Here is a 23,820-nt window from a genome sequence, read left to right on the forward strand (position 1 = left end):
ATATTAATTGCACTATAATATAGTATGAAACCATACAACAAATTTATGCACTACAAAGCCACTAAAATTTTTACAATGATGTTCGTATTGATAAGCTTTATCGCTTTCTCACAGGAACAAAAACTACCAATTAGATCTATTGGAGAAATAGAGCCTATTGGCGAGTTGAAAGACGATGTACTTCAAATATTATTAGAATCACAAGTAAACAGCAATCCGAAATGGAAATCTTTAGTCAGAAACAAAAGATTATCTATTGGTATTGTTGATTTAAGTGACTTAAAAAACATAAAATACGCAGGTATTAATGACGATGAAATGATGTATGCTGCGAGTTTACCAAAAATTGCGATTCTATTAGCTGCAATGGACGCGATTGATAATGGCGAATTGGAAGACACAAAAGAAGTTCGGAAAGACATGCGATTAATGATTAGTAAATCTAACAATCAGGCGTCCACACGAATGATAGACCGCGTAGGATATGCAAAAATAGAATCAGTCTTACGTTCACCACAAAACATGTTGTACGATGAAGAAGCTGGTGGCGGACTTTGGGTAGGAAAACGATATGCAGCAGGAGGAAAGAGAAATCCAGATCCGATGAAAGGATTAAGTCATGCAGCAACCACAAGACAAGTATGTAGTTTTTACTACCAATTGGCTTTAGGAAATTTGGTTTCTCCAGAACGATCTAAAGAAATGTTAGACATCATGAAAGATCCAGCATTACATCACAAATTTGTAAATGTACTCGATGATATTGCACCAAAAGCAACGGTATATAGAAAATCGGGTTCATGGAAAAACTATCATTCAGATTCTGCAATGGTTTGGGGACCGGATCGCCGATATATTATTGTGGCTCTGATTGAAGATGGAGCAGGAGAACAAATCATGAGAAAATTAGTAAAACCTTTAGATGTTTTATTGCGAAAGACGGATAGGCTTACTAAAAAAAAAATGAATAAAGAAAAGAGGGAACAGAAAAGGAAAAAACAAAAAAATTAATGCTTAAAGGCTTTTTAAATAAAACATTTGGACTAAGAGATGGCGAAATATACATCTCTTTTTTAATGCAATTATATATCTTCTTGATTATAACGGTTTTACTCATTGTAAAACCTACTGTAAATGCAATATTCTTATCTAAACTAGGCGCTGAACATTTACCATACGGATATTTATTAGTCGCGCTCACAGCAGTTATTACCTCTTACTTTTACAACAAAGCTATCCGAAGATTTTCACTCATAAAAGTGACGGTTTCTTCGTTAGTATTTTTCAGTCTTGGATTTTTAGTTTTAAGTGCTTTATTGCATTTCAAAATGATTAATAATTGGGTTTTATATCTATATTATTTAGGAGTTTCATTATTTGCAGTTGTGGCGACATCGCAATTTTGGATTTTGGCAAATATGGTATATAACTCCAGAGAAGCCAAACGATTATTCGGGTTCATTGGAGCAGGAGCAATAGCTGGAGGAGTTTTCGGAGGATATTTAACGAGTTTAGTCGTTTCTTCCTTTGGGAACAAAACAGTCGTACTTATAGCCGCAATATTAATACTATGTTGCATTCCGATTCTTCAAAAAGTGTGGAAATTACGTTTAAAAGTAATGAACACATACGTTCGGAATCAACGTAAATTTCATGAAACAAACACTGAAGAAACTTCTCTAAGAATCATTTCAAAATCGAAACACTTAACATATTTAGCACTTATTACAGGAATAAGTGTCATTGTTGCCAAATTAGTCGATTTTCAGTTTAGCGACTTTGCAAATAAAGCCATAAATGATCCAGAAGAATTAGCAGCCTTTTTTGGCTTTTGGTTCTCCTCATTCAATGTATTGGCACTAATATTACAGCTCTTTTTTACCAATCGTGTGTTGAGCAAACTTGGTGTTTCTAGCACATTACTCATCTTACCATTAGGAATTGCGCTTGGTTGTTTACTATTCTTAACGTTTCCGGAATTATGGGTTTTAGTATTAATAAAAGGAATCGACGGAAGTTTCAAACAATCTGTAAACAAAGCAGCTTTTGAATTGTCTATCATGCCAATTCCGCTCAACATAAAAAATCAAGCAAAATCATACATTGATGTTGTGGTTGATAGTATTGCGACCGGATTATCGGGTTTCATGCTCATCTTTTTAATCAGAAAACTAGATTTCGATACTTCGTACATTACCATTATTGTCTTATTCTTTGTTTTTATTTGGATTCTTCTCATCTACAAACTTCGAGAAGCCTATTACAATTCCTTCAGAAAAAACATTGAAAGCACGATTCTCAAAAACAATGACAATCTGAATGAAGAGCGAAAGCCAGAAACTACCTTAACTGCCGCGCGTCGTGTTCTAAACGGAAATGATGAGGTTGCAATAGTAACTTTATTAGACAGACTGAGTAATTACAAAGTAAAATCGTTAAAAAATAGCATTGTAAAATTGCTCAATCATCCTTCAAACAAGATTAAAACGGAAGCTATCAAACTATTATACACGTACGATGGAGCAACTGAAATAGAAAACGTTAAAAAGTTAATTCATACAGAAGATGATGATCTGGTTTTTGCTGCATTAGATTATGTATTGTATCATTCGGCATCAGAAACGCAATTCTTTGAAACCTATCTAAATCATGAAAATGATTATATAGCCAATGCTGCATTATTGTGTTTGGCTAAAGAAACAGCAAGCAACAAAGAATTGGCGTCAAAATTTGAATTAAACAATAGAATCACAGAAAAAATAAATGCTATAAATGGTTCAGAAGTGGACACACGAGAAGCAGCAGTTGCCGATTTATTAATAACAATTGCACACGCAGAATTGCCTGAACATCATTACTTTATTGAAAAATATCTAAAAAGTTACAATAGCCATATAAAATTTCATGCTATAAAAGCCGCTGGAATTACAAAAGGAGAACGATTTATTGAAGGACTATTTGAATGTCTTTTAGAAAAAGAATACCGAAAAAAAGCTATCAAAGCGTTGCGAAATTATGGTTCAGGAATTACCACTACAATTCTAAATTTAGAAAAATCAGAATTATTAAATGAAAAAAATAAACGTTTTGTCCCAAAAATTGTAGAATCGTTCAAAACACAAAATGCAGTACATGTATTAATGGGTTTAATGAAAAGTCGTGATTTTATAATTCGATTAGAAGCGTCTCGTTCACTATTGAAATTAAACAACAAACAAGCAAAATTAATCTTCAATACGCGTTTGTTAAGAAATTTAATACTAAAAGAAGCCAAACATTACAAACAAGCGTTGGTCGCAAGGCATTTATTAAGTGAAATTATAGCATCAGATACTGAAATGGCTAATAAAACAATTGAAATAGCAGAATTAACACAAGCAAGGCGAAACGTTGTGGAAGTTTTAGAAGAACAGTTGGATATTAGTCTCAGAACAATTTTCAAACTATTGGCAATCATTTACAACGAAAATGACATCAAAATAACCTATTCAGGTTTACTAAGTGATGTAAAAGACACACGAATAAACGCGTTAGAATTTTTAGACAACTTATTAAAAAGTCAATTAAAATTTAAATTAATTCCTTTATTAGAACACTACGTATTAGAAGATGATTCGTCATTAAATACACTCATAAAACCTAAAATTTCAGACGAAAAAACCTGTCTAACATTATTAATAAAAAGTAGAGGCAAGCGCATAAAATTAAACGTTTTACAATTAATTATAGAACTCAATGACAAACGTTATATTCCTATTGTTAAGACGTTGAAAAAGCATAAAAGTATGGAAGTAAAATATGCCGCTACACAAACGTTGAAGCATTTGAGTAACTAGCGTTTTGTTTTAAAAATGCACCTAATTATCAAGTAGTTATCAATAAGTCTTAATGCTGGATTCTAAAAGCGGCTTGTGCTGAGCGAAGTCGAAGTAAACGATCTCACATCTCGCATCTTTCATCAAACAAATAACAAGCAATCTCTTTTGATTTGAATTAAAAAACAAGTAGCTTCATAAGATTATTCTCAAAATCTGACCTAAAACTATAAATTCATGCTTGTTGACTCAAAAATCGATATCAAAATAAAACTAGCTTCACTCTGGACAGCATTGATGTTTCTTTACATCTATGCAGATTATTTTCAAACAATGACACCTTCACACAGAGAAATGGTAGAAAGTATGCAAACACCAAATGGACCTTTAACACCCGGATTATTACTAATATCTTCGGTGATTATCATGATTCCTGCTTTAATGATAATGCTGTCAATCTTTTTAAAACCAAAAATTAATAGAATCCTAAATATCATCATGGGAATTATTTGGGCATTACTGTCAATCATGATATTTTTTGATTCAATTAGTTCTGAATGGCAACATTTTTTTGCATTTTATCAAGTTGTTGAATTGGTTGTGCTGAGTATTATAATTTGGCAAGCTTTCAAATGGCCGAAAATTGTAGATTAAGTCTAATTTCTTCAAGTATTTTCATTTAAGTGTAACAATTTAAAAAAGGCCTTGTCTTTAAAGTATTGATTTTTATTTAATTAATACTTTTGATGAAAATACTATCCAAAGGAGAATACTACGGTTCCATGAATTTTGAGCAGGAAATTAATGGCATTATTCTTTCGGAATATGATTATTCCGCATCCAAAACAGCATGGCATTACCACGAAAATCCATACTTAATGTATGTTTTAGGTGGGAATTTAGTCGATATAAATAAAAAACAAAAAACCAATTGTAGTACAGGCCATTTACTACTCCATAATTGGGATGAGCCTCATTTTAACGAAAAACATTCTTCAGATTCCAGAGGTTTTCATATTGAATTCGAACGGACTTGGTTTAAACAAAAACAATTAGATGTTGCACTTTGGGAAGGAAGTCAGCTCATAGAAAATCCGAAATCGCACCATTTATTAGCCAAAATATACTTCGAATTCAAATGTCAAGATCTCTATTCCAATGTTTCAATTGAAGTATTATTGTTTCAATTGTGTGAAAGTATAGCATCTGAAAAAATAATCAAAAGTGCAGGTGAACCACTGTGGATGAATACATTGCGCGATATTCTGCATCAAAACCATACAACACTTTCATTAAAATATCTATCCAATGTCTTAGGAATTCATCCTGCACATATATCAAGAGCAATACCAAAATATTTAAAAACTACACTTGGAGATTACACACGGCAACAAAAAATAAAAGTAGCGATCACACACTTACTAAACTCAAAATTATCATTAACCGAAATTGCGTATGCTTCCGGATTTTCGGATCAAAGTCACTTTATAAGAGTATTTAGAATATATATTGGAATGACGCCAAGTCAATTCAGAAATAAAAAATAGATGTTAATTTCATTCTATTTTAAGTAAAAATCGATACATACATTTGACCAATTAATAATTTAAAAACCACCAAACACATGAAATTCAAATTCCTATTATTTATCTTTTTAATTGCTTCCACGCAGTTATTCGCGCAACTTGATTTTTCTAATGCAAATAAAAACACAGATCCTTTATTAGTAAAAATGGATAGCATCGTTGATTCGGGAAAATATGAAAAGATTACAAGCATTCTAATTGCTAAAGATGGAAAACTAGTCTATGAGAACTACTATAATGGTTCAAATGTGAACTCAAAACACAACACGCGTTCTGCAACCAAAACGATGGCTACTTTTCTAACAGGAATTGCCATTGACAAAGGATTTGTAACTTCTGAAAAAGATAAAATATTCAAGTATTTACAACATACTTTACCTGTTAAAAATCCTGATAAGCGTAAAGAAAACATCACTATTGAAGATTTACTAACGATGACTTCAGTTTTAGAATGTGATGACAGCAATTGGCATTCGCGCGGACATGAAGAGCGTATGTATTTCATTGAAGATTGGACACAATTTTTGGTAGATCTTCCTGTGCGTTCCTATCCTTTTGGGCTAAAACCAGCAGATGCACCTTACGGAAGAAGGTTTGCGTACGCTTCTGCGAAAGCTGCTGCTGTGGCAGAAATTCTTCAAATTGCGATCAAAAGTGATTTAGTCGAATTTACTAAAAAGAATCTTTTTGAACCGTTAGAAATTAAGGATTATACACTCAACTATTCGCCAAAAGGAATTCTAAATACAGCAGGAGGAAGCGAGTACAGAAGTCGCGATTTTCTAAAACTCATTCAATTATGTTTAAACAAAGGAAAATGGAATGATGAACAAATCATTTCATCCGCTTGGATTGAAAAAGCGACAACTCCGAAAGTAAACGCCTATGAAGGTGTTGATTATGGATATTTCCTTTGGCTAAAAAGTTTTGGGAAAGAGAAAAAATACAAAACATATTACATGTCTGGAAATGGAGGAAATAAGATGCTAGCGTGTCCTGAATTGAATATAACAGTTGTGATTACAGCGACTAATTACAACAATAGAAATTCTCACAACTATACTGACGAAATAATGAATGAATATATAATTCCAAGTATGGTAAAATTGAAAAAATAGAAATGATTTACCAAGAACGTGTATCATTAATGCTTTGCTTCAATTTAAATTTATATATTTAAAGAACTGAAAATCCTGTGGATTCTAAGTCGCACAAATCATACACGTACAGGTTGTAGTGCATTTAAAATAAGCATCGTGAGTTTAAAAGAAAAGTTAGAGAAAATAGATTCTGAAATTGAAAACGGACTTAAATTTAAAGCTTCTGACAGATTGAGGAATCTAATTCAGGAAAACCCAAATGAAACTCAATTGTGGAATAAACTTGCTGAATTATATTATGATAGCGGATTTTTAGATGCAGCAGGGAAATATTGGATTTTGACTGAACCAACTGATGAACGAATGAAGCAATGTGTTGAAATTTATGAAAAATCTGTAAATTATTCAGGTTATCAAATTTTGCAAGAAATTACTTTTCGAGGAGACAAATCCAAACTAAATGAATTTGCTCAAAAAAAAATGTCGGAATTAGAATCTGATAGTAAAAAGAAAGCTGATTATATTCCAGAATTTAAACTTAAACCTAATAGACAAAAACGGAAAAATGGGAATTCAAAAATGACGTTCAAAGATAAATTGACTGCTTTTCCAATCATCGGATTTTTTATTTTTTTGGTAATTTGTTCAATAATTGGAGTAGTGACAGTTATAAAATGGATATTCTGAAAATAAAAACCTAACACGTAAACCCGCAACATTTCACATACTAACAAATTACAACCTAAAAAATAGCAAATGGTACTTAAATTAGCATTTATTGCACTTACAATATGTACACTTTTATTCTTGCTCATTATTGGGTTCAAAGCAATAAATACAGCAAGTTCCAACCCAAAAAAAGATAAAATTTATCTAGTCGCCGGAATTGTTAGTTGGCAATTGTTTATTTTACTGGTTTCTTCAACAGATTTCCTAAAATCGTATGAGTTTCCGCCTCGTTTTGCAATCATTTTTATTCTACCATCTTTTATATTCACAGGAGTTTTTCTAGGAGTACATAGAAATAAAAAATGGATTAAAAGTATTCCAGAACACTGGATCGTTTACTTTCAAAGCTTCAGAATTTTAGTAGAAATATTATTTGTTTTCGCGCTCGCAAAAGGAATTTTCAATTATGAAGTTACTATTGAAGGATATAATTTTGACATGATTTTTGCTGTTACTGCGCCAATAATGGCATTTTTGGTATATACTAAGAACGTAATTTCAAGAAAAGCGATTATTGTATGGAACTATGTTGGTTTAGCTGTTTTAGCAAGTGTAATATTCTTATTTGTTGCTTCCGTATATCAACCAGAAATCTTCGGAAGTGAAATTCCATTAATACCGCTAAAATCTTTTACGTATCCATATGTTTTAATTGCGGGATTTTTAATGCCAGTTGCTGTGTTTTTACATGTATTATCAATTATTCAAGTAATGAAAACAAAGACGATTTCTAACAACGTCAACTAGATAATATTAAGTAAACAAAACTTTAATTTTCAACCAAAAAAAATGTCATTCCCAATTTCGTGAGAATGACATTTTTTATATCGAATCAAAATCAAACAGAAAAATTAATTTCCATCGCCTTGATCTTCTGGATCTTTATAATTTTCGTTGAGAACTTCGTTATCGTCGTTGTTTTTTGTGATCAAATTGTCAATCTTACTCGCCAAATACATGTGTGCGCCAGCGGAATTTTTATTCAATACATTACTCATCAAACAAACAATATATTTAATTCCATTAGGATGTTCTACAATAATCACAGAATTCATATAATTATATACATTTCCAGCATAACTGCGGCAATTCGGATCTTTCACACGATCACATTTATAAAAACTTCCCGACTTAAAATACACAGCTGCGCTATCTAATTTCGGTGATCTCGCATAGCGAATGCGTCTATCAGTAAGATATAACAAACGTTTCATTTCCAAGCTTGATTCCTTATCAATAACTTTTCCTTGTTCTAGTTTTACTAAAAACTTCATTAAACCTCTTGGAGTTCCAATACTTCCACCTTTTCTACCAACATATTTTCCAGCAGGTCTTGTAAACATTCCGCCCAAACGCCAATCGTCTTCTGTAATTCCTAAATCAAGCAATGGCTGATTTACTACTGTATTAGCTAAATTTGTTAGTGAATCTCTAGGAGTTTCTTTAAAATAACGTTCAGCATCTTCTTCAGATAAATTCACATAATTTTCCTCAAAAGCAGCCATTAACATTGCTTCTCTATACAAAACACTTGCAGCACCATTATTACTTACAGAAACCATATGATCTAACCATTCAAACAAAGAAAACGTATCATCTGATCGTACTTGTCTTTTAGTTAACTTATCGTTTTCTATATCATAAATTGGCACTGTATGATGATCTCCAGTTCCCCAATAGCGAGAAGAAACACGAATGCCTTTTAAATAAGCAATGCGTTCTTCAAAAGAATCAGGACAAATTTTTGCCATCTGTGTAAAAACAGCATTCAAAACTGCAATTTTTCCAACGCTTCCTGGCTGATAGCCTACATTTTCTCTGTGTGAAGCATATCTCAATTTCTTTGGATCTGTCATATCCATCACAGCTACAGAATATGCGCCACTTGGAATCAAACGTTTCACTTCGCGCATAAATTCGTCATCATCAACTAATAAATCATTGATGCTATCTTCCAATCTACTTGCTAGATTGAGTTTTATTTCATCTAATTTTTTATAGGCTCCAGCCGGAATTCGCGTGTATTTAACACTGTCTAACTGCATTTGTCGTATTTGGTACAAACGCTTAATTCCTGTGCGGTCATAACCGTCAATAGGATAGGAGATAAAGCCAAACGATACCAGGATACAAAGTCCTATTGATATATAAAGTAGTTTTTTCATAATTACAAAGGTGTTGTAATAGATACCATTTTGTCAGCGTCTATTTTTGGTGTGATAGATAATAAATACTCAGAACTTTTTGCTTTCTTATTCTCTACAAATGGACGTATTTGAAACAACCATAATTTATCATCTTTAAATCCAAACTCTACATCATATGCTTGATTGCTAGATGCTGTATGTTCGGTCATTTTTGCTCTTACTTTTTTAGCGATTTTTCGAATATCTTCTATATTTTTTTCATTCAAAATAGGAGATTCAAAAGTGGTAAAATACCCTTTTGTGCCACCATAATCGGGCAATCTAATATAATCTGCTTGTCTTGCAGGAGCTAGTAATGTATTGCCTTTTTCCGTGATTAAACGCGTTTCCGCAGATTGTCCATCAACAGCTCCACCAGCACCACGACTAAAAGCAACGGTTAAATCATCATCATTTCCGGAGTTGATTCCTTTGGTAATCATTACACCAGAATAATCAACATCTACACTTGGAATAATTAAAATAGAAGGAAAAACATTCTCAGGATTTGATAAATATTTCTGTCTCCATTTAAAACTACGTTCTGTATACGCAGAAGCCCAAACGCGCTTGATTCCTTTTACGATTTCGTCTTCGTTTTTAATATTGAAAAGTGTCAAATTTAAACCAGCTCCAGTAAACTCTTTCAAATCTTCCATATTGGTGTCACTTCGTAAAAACACAGGAACATTTCCTATCGAATTTCCAAAAGCGGATTTAAAACTCGTATACAAGTCATTTTTAAAGGTTGCGTCTAAAGGAATTTTTATAATAGCATCGTGCAATTTTTTCAAATTGGCTAACTGAAACGCTTCAATAACTTCTTCTGATTCATTTTGCGCTCTCATTGAATCCGCTTTCGCGAATGTGTTATTCAAATATGTCCAATAACTTATGTTTTCGCCAGGCATCATTAAATTCATGTGCGATTTGAATACACCAAACGGAATAATTAATCCTTCCACAACTTGATCTGGAAATAAATGTTTCAATTCTCCAAGATTGGCTGCTTTTGGTCCACAAAGTTTTCCAGAATCAGAAGCATTCACATCACGCATATTTATCACTTTAGAAACATCTAAGCGAATATCCTTAATAGGAACTTCAATAACGTTCTTACTACGTTCTTTCTTGCTAAAAAGCGCAGTTTCATTGGCAGACATTTCATCTTCAGCTTTCAAAACTACATTTCCTTTGTTAGAAACTGCGTAAAACACTTTTTTGCCGTTGTATTTTTTTAATGCTTTTAAATTGTCATACGATAAAACTGCATTAGGAATTCCTAAGTTACGCGCCAACAATTGTACGTGCGACACTAAATTCCCTTCGGAAACCGTCATAATTCCTGCCACAGGTTTTAAATCGTGCGGTGGTTTCTCAAAAATGTATATTTTATTTGTATTTACTTCAACATCATCAGGATTTCCATCAACAACCACCAATTCGCCAAATGCATATCCAGGATTTAATCCTCTAATTGCTGTCTGACTTTCAATGTTCATCACTTGATTATTTATTTTTGATACTTTCGAAACAAAAACACCTAAGTTACTTACGGTTTCACCCAAGTTTAACGCAACGCTACTCCGAACTCTATCGTCTATAAAACTATAGGTCATCGGTTCAAACGCAGTATATTTATCAACATCTGCTTGGTAATTTGCTTTCACCATAGATGTACTCCATTCTACAATACTTCGACTGTGAGTTAAGATGGTATTTAAGGTTTCAATACTTAAATCACGTGTTGACATTGCTTCGTTTAGTTGCGTATCAATAGCGTTATATTCCCAAGTTTCAATAAGTCCTGTACCTGCGGAAGCACACGCTAATGCGCTTATTTTGTCTAAATTATCTTCAAGCGTTACTACTTGCCAATTTTGAACTTCTTTTAAAAGTGTGTGTTCCAATTGATTGGAAATATCAAGTAATTTCAATCGATCTTTGCTGCTTTTAAAAGTATTAACACCTAAACGGATTTCATACAACAATCTAGAAACTTCTGTAACTAATACTTTAGGAGAAGTTTCTGTGCGATACGTTTTTAAAAAATCAGCTATTAATTCTGTAGTAGTATTTTTTTCTGAAATTAAATTTACATCGCTTGAAAGTTTTTCAAAATTTATAGGCGCGTAATATTCACGCATAGTCACTAATAATTTTGAAAATTCTTTTTTCTGTGCAACGGAAAGTTTTGCGTCATTCTTCTTTACATAGCTTTCTACCAATGCAATATCAGTAACATCTGGTTGTCCGTGAATTTTAATTCTCACATCCATAAAAGATGAAATATCTTCAGCAATTAATTTAGATTCACTCCGCATATCTTGCGCAAGATTACTATCGCCATTGTGTGGAATATCTTTTAAAGCCTGACGGAATAAGAAATAATTACTAAGTATAAGATCGTCATTTCTTAATAACGTTTCAAAAAAGTCTTTTCCCCAAGCTTCTTCATCTTCACTTTGAAAAGCGCCTCGGTAATATTGTGCGCGTCTCAAAACCCAACCGTCATCAACGCTTGAAAGGTATTTACCAATTTGATATTGCTTTAAACGGCTAAAATTATTTTTTTTATCTATAAAATCATACGAACTTAAAGATGCTAAAATTTCACCGAAAAACAAATGGTTGGTTTTTCTTAAATCGACAACGCTGCTTTTAAAACTAGCATGCTGAATTCCGCCGCCAATATTGTCAGGACACGGATCTCTGGCTTCTCGTTGGCTACCATCTTTACAAAACCATTTGATACCGCTATACGGACCACGACGATCTTGTTTGTATTCTTTTATAAGATTTTTAATCTGATTTGTTGATTTTTCTTGCGCTTCAATAAAAGGAGAAGCAACAAAAAAGAATAGGACGAAGAATAAGGGAAGTTTTTTTAGCATCGTTTTATGCTTTTTTTCCAGCAATTAAACTAACTAATAAAACAACAACTCCTAAACCAATTGTGATATAAGCATTGTTGTTATCCTGTACTTCGGCATTTAACGGACCTATACTAACGGAAGCTTCAGGAGAAATAACTGTAAAAATCCCGTATGCTATTAGCGCGACTCCTACGATGAGAGTGATTAATTTTATTGTTTTATTCATGATATAGATTGTTTTATAAGTTAACTTTAATTAAGCAACAAATATGCCATAATTGTTAATGACAACTTGACTCATTTGATAAAAATAGTTGCTTATTAACTAATACCAATTAAAATTTAAACTGTCATCTTAAACATTAATAAGTATCATCAGATTATGTTAAACCGGAGTGCATTATGATAAAATTCGTCAATTCGAGTGAATTTTACGATTGAAAATGAGTAAAATTTGAATCGAGAATAGATTTTTTTACACTAAACAAGTTCTCGATACGATTTTTCGTGCCTCAAAATCACTCGAACTGACGCTTCATTATACTTTTGAATTCAAAATGCACAACGGGTTATGTTATATAAGTAACCTAATTACTGTAGTATAAATATAACTTCCAAATCAATATAAACATACTTTTTAGATGCTTTTTTAATGTATAATTATTCGGGAATTATAAATGTTAAATGGTGAATTTTAAATTAAAATGTATTTTTCCTAATTCCTAATTCCTAATTCCTAATTCCTAATTCCTAATTCCTAATTCCTAACACCCAAAACCCAATACCCAAAAGCAAAGCGACCTAACTTACTTTATTTTTTTAACAGTTCCTCGTTTTTTAGTTTTCTGATCTTCTAATAACGAATATTCTAGCAAATACGAATCTGCTGTTGTAGAAATAATTTTCATCTGAATTGGTTTGCTGTCTGCATAATCAATAGGATGAAGCTTTCGCCCAATAAATTCACATTCAGTTACCCAACGAATTGTAAACGTATCAATCTTATTATCATAATAATCAACACTTAACGTATCTGCCCGAATAGATTTCCCAGTTTTCGATTCTCCATTAATCTCATACGTAAACTCAAAAGTTCCTGTTTTAAAATCGTTACAATTGCGTTCTGTTTGATAACAAGAACTCAGTAACAACGCGATACAAATACTAAAAATGAAGTTTTTCACTAAAATGTGGTTTTGGAATAAATTAGATTACAAAGAAACTAAAAATAAAGATTGATTGAAAACAAAGCGAAAGATTCCTATTTTTGATAGTCTTCAAAAGTTCCGTCGGTATAAAAAATAACAATCTTGTCTATCGTTTTTCCAGTTGATGGAATTCTTGAAGTTACTTTTTCTTCAAGAGAAGATGAATCTTGAGTTGTTTCTTGAACAATTTTTGGACGCGAAGTTGGAGTTGGAGCAACTACATTTTCTGCGGAAGCAACTTTCGGAAAACTTCCTTTTCCATTCAACAACCAATACAATTCTACTTCTTCAAAAGTGTTTAAAATCTTCATTACAAATTCCAAACTCGGCTTATTTCTGCCCGACAAAATATGTGAAATGCTAGAACGTTGCACGCCTAGTTTATCAGCAAAAGCGGAAGCCGAAAGTCCGTAGTAATCGATGACTTTTTTTAATCTTTTAGAGAAATCAGTAGTGTTTATCATTGTAAACAATTAATAAGTGATAAATATGTTTACAAAAGTAAATAGATTGCGGAACGCATGCAACTAAAGTGTGTTAATTCGTGTAAAGTGGTTATAATTTACTTTAAGTAATGATGATTAACTAGCTGAAAATATGATAATTAATATTTAATATTCAATCGTGTATATTTAAAAGGTAGCTTTGTATGGTTTACTTGTGTAGAACAATCAATAGTTGTTTACAATAGTATACACAATGAACATAAAATACTGTTTACAATTGTAAAATAAACAATGTTTACATTTGTAACCTATAATCAGAACACTTTATGCAAACACATAAGTTAGCGAATTGGTATCACGAACATTTTGAGGCAACTTTACAAGATCGGTATATCACGCTTGAACATATAATTCAATTGCTAGAAAAACTACCTTCAACATTCAACTTGAAGCAACTTGGCGTTTCTGTTTTAGACAAACCTATCCATTCCCTAACGATTGGAAATGGTTCCAAAAAAATATTGATGTGGTCGCAAATGCACGGAAACGAATCCACAACTACAAAGGCTATTTTTGATTTACTAAATTTCTTAAGCGAATCTTCTGAAATTTCAAAAATGATTCTAAACAATTGTACATTATGTATCATTCCAATGTTAAATCCTGATGGTTCTGCAGCATATACACGTGAAAATGCAAATGAAATTGACTTAAATCGGGATGCGCAAACACGTTCGCAGCCAGAAAGTGTGATTTTAAGAAGTATATATGATGAGTTTCAACCTGATTATTGTTTCAATCTTCACGGGCAACGAACCATATTTAGTGCGGGAAATCATTATAAATCGGCGATTGTGTCATTTTTAACACCTTCTGAAGACGAAAAGCGTTCTATTACACCAAATCGTGAAAAAAGTATGGAAATCATTGTGAAGATGAACGAAATGCTACAAAAACTCATTCCAAATCATGTAGCGCGTTATGATGATGGTTTTAATTTGAATTGTGTTGGAGATACGTTTCAATCGCTTGGAACGCCTACTGTATTGTTTGAAGCTGGACACTTTCCAAATGATTATGCACGCGAACGCACACGAGAATTGATATTCTATGCCATTATGGAAGCAATTCAATACATCGCGTCCAATGAAATTAAAGGAACGTTTACAGCTGCTTATTTTGAAATTCCAGAAAATGAAAAACTACATTATGATATCTTATTAAAAAATCTTCAAACTGACAGAAAAGAAACTTTTGATGTTGGCGTTATGTACAAAGAAATCCTAAAAAATGGCAAAATTCACTTTGAACCTTACATTGAAGACAAAAAAATGTTAAAAAAATCGTTCGCACACAAGATTATAGATTTTCAAGAGGCAATCGCTCAGACGTATATATTTCAATCGTTTTCGTTGGAGATTGAAGTTTCGGAATATTTAAGGAAATTCAACAAAAATGGCATTTAGTTAAGATATCTTATACTTTTTATGCATTATTATTCGAATTTTTTTGTTTTTTTTGCATTATCTTTAAAAAATAATATAAGATAATCATGGCAAAATTTAGGTTAGATGAAGTGGATCATCAGATATTAGACATGCTAATTGAGAATACAAGAATCCCTTTTACAGACATCGCAAAAAAATTATTAATCTCGGCAGGAACGGTTCACGTTCGTGTCAAAAAATTAGAAGAAGCAGGAATTATTAAAGGTTCTTCGCTAACATTAGACTATCAAAAATTAGGATACTCGTTTATCGCATATGTAGGTATTTTTTTAGAAAAAACATCACAGACAAAATTTGTGTTAAACAGAATCCATGAAATTCCATATATAACTGTGGCTCATATAACTACGGGGAAATTTAACATCTTCTGTAAAGTAAGAGCAAAAAATACAAAAAATGCCAAAGACATTATCTTTATGATTGATGATATTGAAGGTGTTTCGCGTACAGAAACTATGATTTCGCTAGAAGAAAGTATCAACGACAAAAACCGTTTGATGCATTCAATCTTCAACGATTTATAGTAATAAACGAAAAATATAGCAAAAACCCTTGTACTTTTCGTGTAAGGGTTTTTTTTAGTGAAACTTAATTTGTAGAAGTCTGAAAGACTAATTAGAAATTATTAGTTGAACTAATGCTGATGAAAATCAGGGTCTTAGGTTTAAAACCTTTCATTTGAATAATTATCTCTTTTTAATACCAAACTTATGTCTCGCAAGCCAAAATTAACACGTTTTGAAGAAAACGTGTCTTCAAAATATCAAATCTACAACAGTATTTTTATGACATTGCCTTTTGATGAAATCTCCAATACAGGCGTTTTATTGCCTTTATTCTGTGAGATTTGTGAAAAAGGATTTGCGCATGACAAAAATCCATCAGAAATCATGGATACGTTTTTTGAGCGGTATGTTGAAAAGGACAAAACAGAAGCAGAAAAGATTAATTTACTCTTTCGTTTTATACAATACATTGAACGTCAAGTAGTTTTGTTTGATGCTGTGGAAGATGCTTCTTTTGCCATTGTAAATAATATGGATGGGCGTGGAACACTTCGAAACATTAAGGAAGAAGCGGAAGAGAAGCAAAAATTAGGCGCGCTAAAAACGCACTTAGAACGTTTCAAAATTCGTCCGGTATTAACTGCACATCCAACGCAGTTCTATCCTGGACAAGTATTGGGAATCATTACCGATCTCGCGCAAGCGATTGAAAAAGATGATTTATTAACGATCAAAAAATTATTAGAGCAACTTGGAAAAACACCATTTTTCAAAAAAGAAAAACCAACGCCTTATGATGAAGCGGTAAGTTTAATTTGGTATTTGGAGAACGTTTTCTATCATTCAGCAAGTAAAATATACAATTATATTCAGCAAAATATTTTCAAAGGCGAAGATTTTGACAATCAAATTATTGACTTAGGTTTTTGGCCTGGTGGCGATAGAGATGGAAATCCGTTTGTAACAACGGAAATCACACTAAAAGTAGCAGAACGTTTGCGAAGTACCATTTTATTGAATTATCATCGAGACATTCGAAAACTGAAGCGGAGACTTACATTTGATGGCGTAGAAAAGCGTTTGGAGCGTTTAGAGCGCATGTTGTATAAGAATGTGTATCTGCAAAAAGAAGATGGAATGTTGTCATTGGCTGCCTTTGAAACGGAACTAAAAGCCATCAGAGCAATTGTTATAGAAAAGCATCAATCGTTATTCAGTGCAGAAATTGATGACATAATTAATAAAGTAAAGCTTTTTGGGTATCACTTTGCAATGTTAGACATTCGTCAAGATTCAAGAGTGCATCAAGGTGTATTTGAAAATATTGTGGAAACGATGGAAGCAAAAGGAAATGGATTATTTTCTGGAAACTACATAAATGCAACTGAAGAAGAAAAGATAGGAATGCTTTCAAAAGTTATGCAAATTATTCAACCTGAGTATTTTAAGGAAGAAATTACAAACTCAACTATTTCATCAATATATGCTATGAAAGACATTCAAGCGCGAAATGGTGAACGTGGCGCAAATCGTTATATTATCAGTAATAATCAATCAGTATTACACGTAATGGAAGCTTTTGCAATGTTGCGTTTGTGCGATTGGAAACAGCCAAAAGTGGACGTTTCGCCTTTATTTGAAACGGTTCCCGATTTGCAAATCGCGCATGAAGTGATGAAAACTTTATACGAAAACGAGTTGTACGCAGCACATTTAAAAGAACGCGGAAATAAACAATACATTATGCTTGGTTTCTCTGACGGAACGAAAGATGGCGGTTATTTAATGGCAAATTGGAGTATTTTTAAAGCTAAAGAAGAACTAACAGCAATTTCGCGCGAATACGGAATCAAAGTAATTTTCTTTGACGGTAGAGGCGGACCACCAGCGCGTGGAGGCGGAAAAACACATCAATTTTATGCGTCATTAGGAACTACGGTTGAAGATGAAGAAATTCAATTAACAGTACAAGGACAAACGATTAGTTCCAACTTTGGAACGCTAGAATCGTGTCAATATAACTTAGAGCAATTGTTGAGCTCAGGAATCTCAAATGAAATATTTTCAAGCGCTACCGCAGAATTTTCTCAGGATGATAAAAAGACTATGGAAACACTTGCAACGGTAAGTTATGACACGTATGTTGCGTTTAAAAAGCATCCGATGTTTTTGCCGTATTTAGAGCGAATGAGTACGTTAAAATATTATGCAAAGACAAATATTGGAAGTCGTCCGTCGAAGCGTTCGAAGTCTAAAGAATTCAATTTCTCAGACTTACGCGCCATTCCATTTGTGGGAAGTTGGAGTCAGTTGAAACAAAACGTTCCTGGATTTTATGGAGTTGGAACTTCGTTAGAACATTTGGAAAAAGAAGGTAAATTTGATCAAGTGGTAGATTTATACAAAAACTCTGCTTTTTTCAGAACATTGCTCGAAAATAGTATGATGAGTTTAACGAAGTCTTTCTTTAAGTTAACCGCATATATGAGAGAAAATGAGGAGTTTGGCGAATTTTGGACAATTATTTTTGAAGAATACGAACGTACAAAACGCATGTTATTAAAACTCACAGGATATAAGGAATTAATGGAAAATCAGCCAGCTGGAAAAGCGTCGATTCATGCGCGCGAAAAGATTGTGTTGCCATTACTAACGATTCAACAATATGCATTACGTAAAATTCAAGAATTACAAAAAGACCCAATTGCAAACGAAAAAGAACTTAAAACTTTTGAAAAAATGGTAACTCGTTCGTTATTTGGAAATATTAATGCGAGTCGAAATTCGGCGTAGGTTTTATTCGCTTTGCTCAATTCAATGATTTAAAAATTCAATGATTTAAGGTTTTATACGTCTTATTTTTGGAAACGGCTTCGCCTTTAGTATCGCTGACGCTGTTGGTATTTTGGTATGTGAATTTTTCACAAATTGGATAAACTTATAAACCTTTCAACTTTTAAACTAAAATTTTGTTGTTATTGTTTTGACGTAAAATACACAATGTTGGCTAGCGCGAGTTTTCAACTCGTGACCGTAAACACGCTAAAAATAGATTCTTATCTTTACAAAAAATGACAAAAATTAATTCATTAAAATATTCGTGAATTCGTGGCAAAATAGCTTCTCGATTTAATTTTTTAAGATTTAGAAATAATAGTACTCTCAACAATCCAACCAAAAAAGTTTACCTAGCTGAATTCCGAAAATTAGAAGGAGTTTGCTGTGTCTTTTGTTTAAATAATCTTGAAAAATAGGAGTAATCCTCAAATCCGAGACGATTTGCAATTTCATTTACTGATAATTCAGGTGTTAACAACAATCGTTTTGCTTCCAAAATAATTCTATCTGTAATTACTATTGTTGCTGTCTTTTGTAATGTTTCCTTGCATACACGATTGAGATGTTTCAAGGTGATGTTTAATTTAGAAGCATAAAAAGACGGTTTCTTTTCGTGTTTGTAAAACTGTTCAAGTAATTCTTCAAAGTTCCTTAAAACTGTGTGAGACCGCTTGATTTGCAGCTGTGTAGGCGTTACATAATGGCGTGATAGTTCAATATAAATTAAATCTAATAAACTCAATACAGCATGTTCTTTAAAAAGTTCATGTGAAGTATATTCTGCGAGAATCATCTCAAAAAAAGAAGTAATTATATGTGTTTGCTTTTCATCTAGGTGTAATTCAGGCGTATTATAGGTAGAAAAGTAAAATGGATAATCGTTCACTTGTTTATGTTTAAAATGGATATTATAAAACTCTTTCGAATGAAATAAAATATACCCATCAATATCTTTTGATAAATTCCAATGGTGCATTTGTCCAGGTTGCAACACAAACACACTTCCCGGAAGAATATCATACGTGTTAAAATCAACTACATGTGTTCCGGTTCCTTTTGTAAAAACAACTAACAAGTGAAAATCATGTTGATGTGGTTTTTCAATAAACGGATGTGTACGCAGATGTTCTTCAAACCGATTGCAATACAAATGTTTGCTAGATTCAGTTTCTTGAAACTGCGAAATATTATAAACTGGAAATAATTTCATTAATTATAAAATGTCTCTTTTGTGCTATAAAAAGCGAAAATACAAACTTTATTTCAATGGCTTGATTTTTAACTTTGTATAAAAATAGAAAACATGGTAGATGCAATACTAAACGTCTGTAAAGGAACGTGTCCAAACTGTAATAGCGGGAGTATTTTTAAGCAAAAAGGATTGTTTTATAAAATGAGAATGCCTAAAATGTATGAACATTGTACTGTTTGTAATTACAAATTTGAAAAAGAACCAGGCTATTTTATTGGTGCAATGTATGTTAGTTATATGCTAACTGTTGGACAAGCAGTTGGTGTGTACTTGATTTTCTCATACTTGTTTCAAATTGGAAATAATTTTCAAATTTTCTTGATAATTATTGCTACGATGATCGGTTTGTCTTTTTTTAACATGCGAATTTCCAGAACAATATGGATTAATTTGTTTAAAACGTGAACTTTTGACGACTAATGAGGCATTAATAATTTTTCAACATGCTTAAATAATAGTATTTTTAGCATTCAAAAAGCGAAAACCTTATGATACAATTTCCAGAAGCTAATGAATACAATTCGTATTACGGTCAATATATTCAACATGTAAAAGGAGAAGATATAATTAATTCTTTCGAAAAAGGAGTTGATGAAGTCAATGAATTAATGGCTTCTTTGACAGAAGAAAAATTGCTAAGCACGTACGCTGAAGGAAAATGGACTATAAAAGAAGTTTTGCAACACATTATGGATACCGAACGTATATTTTGTAATAGAGCGTTACGCTTTGCGCGAAATGACAAAACGGAATTACCTGGTTATGAACAAGACGATTATGTGCCGTTTTCTGGTGCTAACGAACGAAATAGTATGGAAATGCTACGAGAATACAACGCCATTCGTCAAGCAACGATAACGATGTTTCAAGGATTTTCAGAAGAAATGCTTGCTAGAATTGGAGTTGCCAGTAAAAGTAATATGTCCGTTCGTGCTATTGCACACGTTTTAGCTGGTCATGAAAGACATCATATGAATGTGATTAATGAGCGTTATTTGAAGTAATTATTTTGTCATTACTCTTCTGAAAAATCTTCAGCATCATCAGGAACAATTTCTTCCAATTCATCTGAATCATTATCAATATTTGTCATCGTATAATGTAGTTTACTGCTCACTTTTATAAGATAAATAGTGTCTGAAGTTTTAACTTCTACAGCTTCAATTGTGTTGTTGTGATGATCGTCAAAGATAATAATATCACGATCTCTATAACCGCCAGGATACCGTTCTTGTAAGAGAAGAAGTAGTTCAGGCGTCACTTTTTTATAATCTATGATTGCTTTTTTCATAGGAATAATTATTTAAAATTAATACTACGTTCATAGGTAAATAATGGGAACCTCTAAATAGTTAGATGATACTAAAAGTACAACTATTTTTTTTGAAAAGAAAAGTTTAATGACACCTTACTGATTTTTTGAGGTTAAGAATTGTAGAATTTAAAAGCATCCATAATGGTTGTGTTGGGTACAATTTTATCTAAAACTGGCGTTCCAATATCGCTCAACAGTACAAAGTTGATGTTTCCGTGCGAATTTTTCTTGTCGTATTTCATTAAGTCGATAATCGCTTCATAATCAGAAGTATTAAACTCAACTTTTCCGTACATGTCTATCATAACACGCTTGATTTCCGTCATTTTTTCTGTTGGAAAACGTTCTTGTTGGTTGGAAATGTAACACGCAAGCACCATTCCGACAGCAATTGCTTCTCCGTGCAATAAAGGTTCTTTCGTGTCATGTGTTAACAAATACGATTCAATAGCATGACCAAGTGTGTGACCGAAATTCAATATTTTGCGAAGTCCGTGTTCTTTTGGATCTTCAGTCACCACTTTATTTTTAATTTGAACAGATTCATAAATTAAATCGTCTAAATCTTCAAGAGTAAAATCAGCAAGATTGATCATTTTTTTCCAATACGCTTCATCGTAAATTAATCCGTGTTTCAACATTTCGGCTAAACCACTTCGCATTTGATTCGCTGGTAAAGTGCTTAAAAAAGAAGTATCAATCAATACCATTTCTGGAATATTAATCACGCCAATTTGATTTTTTAACGTACCTAAATCAACACCTGTTTTTCCACCAACAGAAGCATCAACCATTGCTAACAATGACGTTGGAACGTTTATATATGAAATTCCACGTTTAAATGTAGAAGCGACAAATCCGCCAAGGTCAGTCACAACGCCGCCGCCAACATTAATCAGTAAACTCTTTCTATCTGCGTCTAATTCGGAAAGTACATTCCAAACTCCTGTACAGGTTTCAATATTTTTATGAATTTCACCAGCTTCAATTTCTATAATTTCAATAGGAACTTCGGTTTGCAAATTGCCCATAAAACTAGGTAAACAGTGTTCATGCGTATTCGAATCGACCAAAACAAAAATCTTTGAATAATTTGATTCCGTAAGGTGTTCGTGAAGCTTTGTGTAGCAATTTGTATTGAAATGAACGAAATAATTCGCTGCTTGAATAGAATTCATAAACTAAGAAAAACTTTTAATAGCGACAAAATAAAGCCTTTTTTAAACAAAATAATAATAATTCAATAACTATATTTGTGAAAGTAATTGTTTATAAATGGAACCAATTTTTAATAATACTGAGGATGCTTTTGCTCTAAAAACCGATTCTCAACTCGAAAGAGCTTATTTTTTATTCAAGCTCATCGCCAATCAGCCTTTAGTTCGTATAGGAACTGCTGTCACGAATTTTGCTATAAAGGCACATTTGCCCGTAGAAAGTTTGATTAGAGCAACCGTTTTTGATCATTTTTGTGGAGGAACTACGGAAGAAGAATGTATTCCTGTAGTTGACAACATGTTTGAAAAAGGCGTTTGTAGCGTTCTTGATTATTCTGTAGAAGGAAAAGAAGAACAAACACAGTTTGATGCAACATTGGAAAAAATCTTGAAAATTTTAAAGTTTGTCAAAGAAAAAGAAGCGATTCCGTTTGCAGTTTTTAAACCGACAGGATTTGGAAGAATTGATTTGTATGAAAAGGTTGGAAAAGGAGAAACGTTAACCACTGACGAGCAAGCTGAATGGAATAGAGTTTTGAATCGTTTCGATGTCGTTTGTAAAAAAGCACACGAAATGGACGTTGCTTTGTTAATTGATGGCGAAGAAAGTTGGATGCAAGATGCCGCAGACAACATTGTTGCTGATATGATGCGAACGTATAACAAAGAGAAGCCAATTGTATATAATACGCTTCAAATGTATCGTTGGGACCGATTGGACTATTTGAAACAACTACATATGGATGCCAAAGCGCAAGGTTTTCATATTGGAATGAAATTAGTGCGTGGCGCATACATGGAAAAAGAAAATAAGAGAGCAAAGGAGCAAGGATATACTTCTCCTATATGTGTTTCAAAACTAGCAACAGACGCTAATTTTGATGCTGGCGTTGCATATATGTTAGACAATTTGGATTGTATGGCACTTTTTGCAGGAACACACAATGAAGAAAGTTCTTACAAGGTCGCGGAAATTATGGAAGCTAAGCAAATTGCCAATAATGATACGCATGTTTGGTTTGGTCAACTATATGGAATGAGCGATCATATTAGTTTTAATTTGGCGAAAGCTGGATATAATGTAGCAAAATACTTACCTTTTGGACCTGTTAGAGATGTAATGCCTTACTTGATACGAAGAGCTGAAGAAAACACTTCTGTCGCAGGACAAACAACAAGAGAATTAAGTTTATTAAAACAAGAACGGAAAAGAAGAAAATTATAAGTTATAATTGACT

At 32.7% G+C, this 23,820-nt stretch carries 21 protein-coding genes; 13 read left to right on the top strand and 8 right to left on the bottom strand.

Annotated features, from left to right (window positions below):
- Positions 1-75 precede the first annotated feature (75 nt).
- From IMCC3317_RS01690 to IMCC3317_RS01720, 7 genes are all read left to right on the top strand, one after another.
- Positions 76-1,011 (top strand): serine hydrolase, encoded by a 936-nt coding sequence (locus IMCC3317_RS01690; RefSeq protein WP_228054909.1) that lies wholly within the window; start codon positions 76-78, stop codon positions 1,009-1,011.
- Positions 1,011-3,836 carry an Npt1/Npt2 family nucleotide transporter gene (locus tag IMCC3317_RS01695; RefSeq protein ID WP_160127779.1) on the top strand — a complete coding sequence of 942 codons (2,826 nt, stop codon included), beginning with the start codon at positions 1,011-1,013 and terminating at the stop codon, positions 3,834-3,836. Before IMCC3317_RS01690 ends, IMCC3317_RS01695 begins: the two co-directional genes overlap by 1 nt.
- A 216-nt stretch (positions 3,837-4,052) precedes the next feature.
- Positions 4,053-4,469, top strand: a complete 417-nt coding sequence (locus IMCC3317_RS01700) for a DUF6326 family protein (protein WP_160127780.1) — start codon at positions 4,053-4,055, stop codon at positions 4,467-4,469.
- A 92-nt stretch (positions 4,470-4,561) separates the two neighbouring features.
- A complete protein-coding gene (locus IMCC3317_RS01705) occupies positions 4,562-5,362 on the top strand; it encodes a helix-turn-helix domain-containing protein (protein ID WP_160127781.1) in 801 nt (266 codons plus the stop codon).
- A 77-nt stretch (positions 5,363-5,439) separates the two neighbouring features.
- On the top strand, positions 5,440-6,519 hold the full coding sequence (locus tag IMCC3317_RS01710) for a serine hydrolase domain-containing protein (protein ID WP_228054911.1): 1,080 nt from the start codon (positions 5,440-5,442) through the stop codon (positions 6,517-6,519).
- 138 nt (positions 6,520-6,657) lie between these two features.
- Entirely contained in the window at positions 6,658-7,188 is a 531-nt protein-coding gene (locus tag IMCC3317_RS01715) for a DUF6584 family protein (RefSeq protein ID WP_160127782.1), read from the top strand.
- A gap of 69 nt (positions 7,189-7,257) precedes the next feature.
- On the top strand, positions 7,258-7,977 hold the full coding sequence (locus tag IMCC3317_RS01720) for a hypothetical protein (protein WP_160127783.1): 720 nt from the start codon (positions 7,258-7,260) through the stop codon (positions 7,975-7,977).
- A gap of 104 nt (positions 7,978-8,081) precedes the next feature.
- On the opposite strand, the gene IMCC3317_RS01725 is transcribed toward IMCC3317_RS01720, so the two are convergent.
- From IMCC3317_RS01725 to IMCC3317_RS01745, 5 genes are all read right to left on the bottom strand, one after another.
- Positions 8,082-9,395, bottom strand: coding sequence for a serine hydrolase (locus IMCC3317_RS01725; RefSeq protein ID WP_160127784.1), 1,314 nt, complete (start codon positions 9,393-9,395; stop codon positions 8,082-8,084).
- 2 nt (positions 9,396-9,397) lie between these two features.
- Positions 9,398-12,310 carry a PEP/pyruvate-binding domain-containing protein gene (locus IMCC3317_RS01730; RefSeq protein ID WP_160127785.1) on the bottom strand — a complete coding sequence of 971 codons (2,913 nt, stop codon included), beginning with the start codon at positions 12,308-12,310 and terminating at the stop codon, positions 9,398-9,400.
- 4 nt (positions 12,311-12,314) lie between these two features.
- Positions 12,315-12,518 carry a hypothetical protein gene (locus IMCC3317_RS01735; protein ID WP_160127786.1) on the bottom strand — a complete coding sequence of 68 codons (204 nt, stop codon included), beginning with the start codon at positions 12,516-12,518 and terminating at the stop codon, positions 12,315-12,317.
- A 580-nt stretch (positions 12,519-13,098) separates the two neighbouring features.
- A complete protein-coding gene (locus IMCC3317_RS01740) occupies positions 13,099-13,476 on the bottom strand; it encodes a hypothetical protein (protein WP_160127787.1) in 378 nt (125 codons plus the stop codon).
- A 77-nt stretch (positions 13,477-13,553) separates the two neighbouring features.
- Positions 13,554-13,964: a helix-turn-helix domain-containing protein gene (locus tag IMCC3317_RS01745; protein ID WP_160127788.1), complete on the bottom strand. Its 411-nt coding sequence runs from the start codon at positions 13,962-13,964 to the stop codon at positions 13,554-13,556.
- A 308-nt stretch (positions 13,965-14,272) separates the two neighbouring features.
- Between IMCC3317_RS01745 and IMCC3317_RS01750 the strand changes: the two genes are divergently transcribed.
- From IMCC3317_RS01750 to IMCC3317_RS01760, 3 genes are all read left to right on the top strand, one after another.
- The gene (locus IMCC3317_RS01750) at positions 14,273-15,412 is read left to right on the top strand and encodes a M14 family metallopeptidase (RefSeq protein ID WP_160127789.1); all 1,140 of its coding nucleotides are present in this window, start codon (positions 14,273-14,275) and stop codon (positions 15,410-15,412) included.
- A gap of 86 nt (positions 15,413-15,498) precedes the next feature.
- The gene (locus IMCC3317_RS01755) at positions 15,499-15,978 is read left to right on the top strand and encodes an Lrp/AsnC family transcriptional regulator (protein ID WP_160127790.1); all 480 of its coding nucleotides are present in this window, start codon (positions 15,499-15,501) and stop codon (positions 15,976-15,978) included.
- Positions 15,979-16,164: 186 nt separating this feature from the next.
- Positions 16,165-18,753, top strand: a complete 2,589-nt coding sequence (locus IMCC3317_RS01760) for a phosphoenolpyruvate carboxylase (protein WP_160127791.1) — start codon at positions 16,165-16,167, stop codon at positions 18,751-18,753.
- 391 nt (positions 18,754-19,144) lie between these two features.
- Here the strand turns inward: IMCC3317_RS01760 and IMCC3317_RS01765 are convergent, their stop codons facing one another.
- Entirely contained in the window at positions 19,145-20,008 is an 864-nt protein-coding gene (locus tag IMCC3317_RS01765) for an AraC family transcriptional regulator (protein ID WP_160127792.1), read from the bottom strand.
- 93 nt (positions 20,009-20,101) lie between these two features.
- Between IMCC3317_RS01765 and IMCC3317_RS01770 the strand changes: the two genes are divergently transcribed.
- Entirely contained in the window at positions 20,102-20,455 is a 354-nt protein-coding gene (locus IMCC3317_RS01770) for a DUF983 domain-containing protein (protein ID WP_160127793.1), read from the top strand.
- An 83-nt stretch (positions 20,456-20,538) separates the two neighbouring features.
- Positions 20,539-21,054, top strand: coding sequence for a DinB family protein (locus IMCC3317_RS01775; protein ID WP_160127794.1), 516 nt, complete (start codon positions 20,539-20,541; stop codon positions 21,052-21,054).
- An 11-nt stretch (positions 21,055-21,065) separates the two neighbouring features.
- On the opposite strand, the gene IMCC3317_RS01780 is transcribed toward IMCC3317_RS01775, so the two are convergent.
- Together IMCC3317_RS01780 and aroB are read right to left on the bottom strand one after the other, a co-directional pair.
- Complete coding sequence (locus tag IMCC3317_RS01780) at positions 21,066-21,341, bottom strand: hypothetical protein (protein ID WP_160127795.1); 276 nt, start codon at positions 21,339-21,341, stop codon at positions 21,066-21,068.
- Between the two features lie 134 nt (positions 21,342-21,475).
- Entirely contained in the window at positions 21,476-22,543 is a 1,068-nt protein-coding gene (gene aroB, locus IMCC3317_RS01785) for a 3-dehydroquinate synthase (protein ID WP_160127796.1), read from the bottom strand.
- Between the two features lie 97 nt (positions 22,544-22,640).
- Between aroB and IMCC3317_RS01790 the strand changes: the two genes are divergently transcribed.
- On the top strand, positions 22,641-23,807 hold the full coding sequence (locus tag IMCC3317_RS01790) for a proline dehydrogenase family protein (RefSeq protein ID WP_160127797.1): 1,167 nt from the start codon (positions 22,641-22,643) through the stop codon (positions 23,805-23,807).
- The last annotated feature ends 13 nt before the right edge of the window (positions 23,808-23,820 follow it).

Source organism: Kordia antarctica (assembly GCF_009901525.1).
GTDB lineage: Bacteria > Bacteroidota > Bacteroidia > Flavobacteriales > Flavobacteriaceae > Kordia > Kordia antarctica.

Bases quoted from the DNA above. Each gene is read 5' to 3' on its own strand.
- IMCC3317_RS01690 (WP_228054909.1), top strand. From the start codon at position 76: ATGATGTTCGTATTGATAAGCTTTATCGCTTTCTCACAGGAACAAAAA.
- IMCC3317_RS01695 (WP_160127779.1), top strand. From the start codon at position 1,011: ATGCTTAAAGGCTTTTTAAATAAAACATTTGGACTAAGAGATGGCGAA.
- IMCC3317_RS01700 (WP_160127780.1), top strand. From the start codon at position 4,053: ATGCTTGTTGACTCAAAAATCGATATCAAAATAAAACTAGCTTCACTC.
- IMCC3317_RS01705 (WP_160127781.1), top strand. From the start codon at position 4,562: ATGAAAATACTATCCAAAGGAGAATACTACGGTTCCATGAATTTTGAG.
- IMCC3317_RS01710 (WP_228054911.1), top strand. From the start codon at position 5,440: ATGAAATTCAAATTCCTATTATTTATCTTTTTAATTGCTTCCACGCAG.
- IMCC3317_RS01720 (WP_160127783.1), top strand. From the start codon at position 7,258: ATGGTACTTAAATTAGCATTTATTGCACTTACAATATGTACACTTTTA.
- IMCC3317_RS01725 (WP_160127784.1), bottom strand. From the start codon at position 9,395: ATGAAAAAACTACTTTATATATCAATAGGACTTTGTATCCTGGTATCG.
- IMCC3317_RS01730 (WP_160127785.1), bottom strand. From the start codon at position 12,310: ATGCTAAAAAAACTTCCCTTATTCTTCGTCCTATTCTTTTTTGTTGCT.
- IMCC3317_RS01735 (WP_160127786.1), bottom strand. From the start codon at position 12,518: ATGAATAAAACAATAAAATTAATCACTCTCATCGTAGGAGTCGCGCTA.
- IMCC3317_RS01745 (WP_160127788.1), bottom strand. From the start codon at position 13,964: ATGATAAACACTACTGATTTCTCTAAAAGATTAAAAAAAGTCATCGAT.
- IMCC3317_RS01750 (WP_160127789.1), top strand. From the start codon at position 14,273: ATGCAAACACATAAGTTAGCGAATTGGTATCACGAACATTTTGAGGCA.
- IMCC3317_RS01755 (WP_160127790.1), top strand. From the start codon at position 15,499: ATGGCAAAATTTAGGTTAGATGAAGTGGATCATCAGATATTAGACATG.
- IMCC3317_RS01760 (WP_160127791.1), top strand. From the start codon at position 16,165: ATGTCTCGCAAGCCAAAATTAACACGTTTTGAAGAAAACGTGTCTTCA.
- IMCC3317_RS01765 (WP_160127792.1), bottom strand. From the start codon at position 20,008: ATGAAATTATTTCCAGTTTATAATATTTCGCAGTTTCAAGAAACTGAA.
- IMCC3317_RS01770 (WP_160127793.1), top strand. From the start codon at position 20,102: ATGGTAGATGCAATACTAAACGTCTGTAAAGGAACGTGTCCAAACTGT.
- IMCC3317_RS01775 (WP_160127794.1), top strand. From the start codon at position 20,539: ATGATACAATTTCCAGAAGCTAATGAATACAATTCGTATTACGGTCAA.
- IMCC3317_RS01780 (WP_160127795.1), bottom strand. From the start codon at position 21,341: ATGAAAAAAGCAATCATAGATTATAAAAAAGTGACGCCTGAACTACTT.
- aroB (WP_160127796.1), bottom strand. From the start codon at position 22,543: ATGAATTCTATTCAAGCAGCGAATTATTTCGTTCATTTCAATACAAAT.
- IMCC3317_RS01790 (WP_160127797.1), top strand. From the start codon at position 22,641: ATGGAACCAATTTTTAATAATACTGAGGATGCTTTTGCTCTAAAAACC.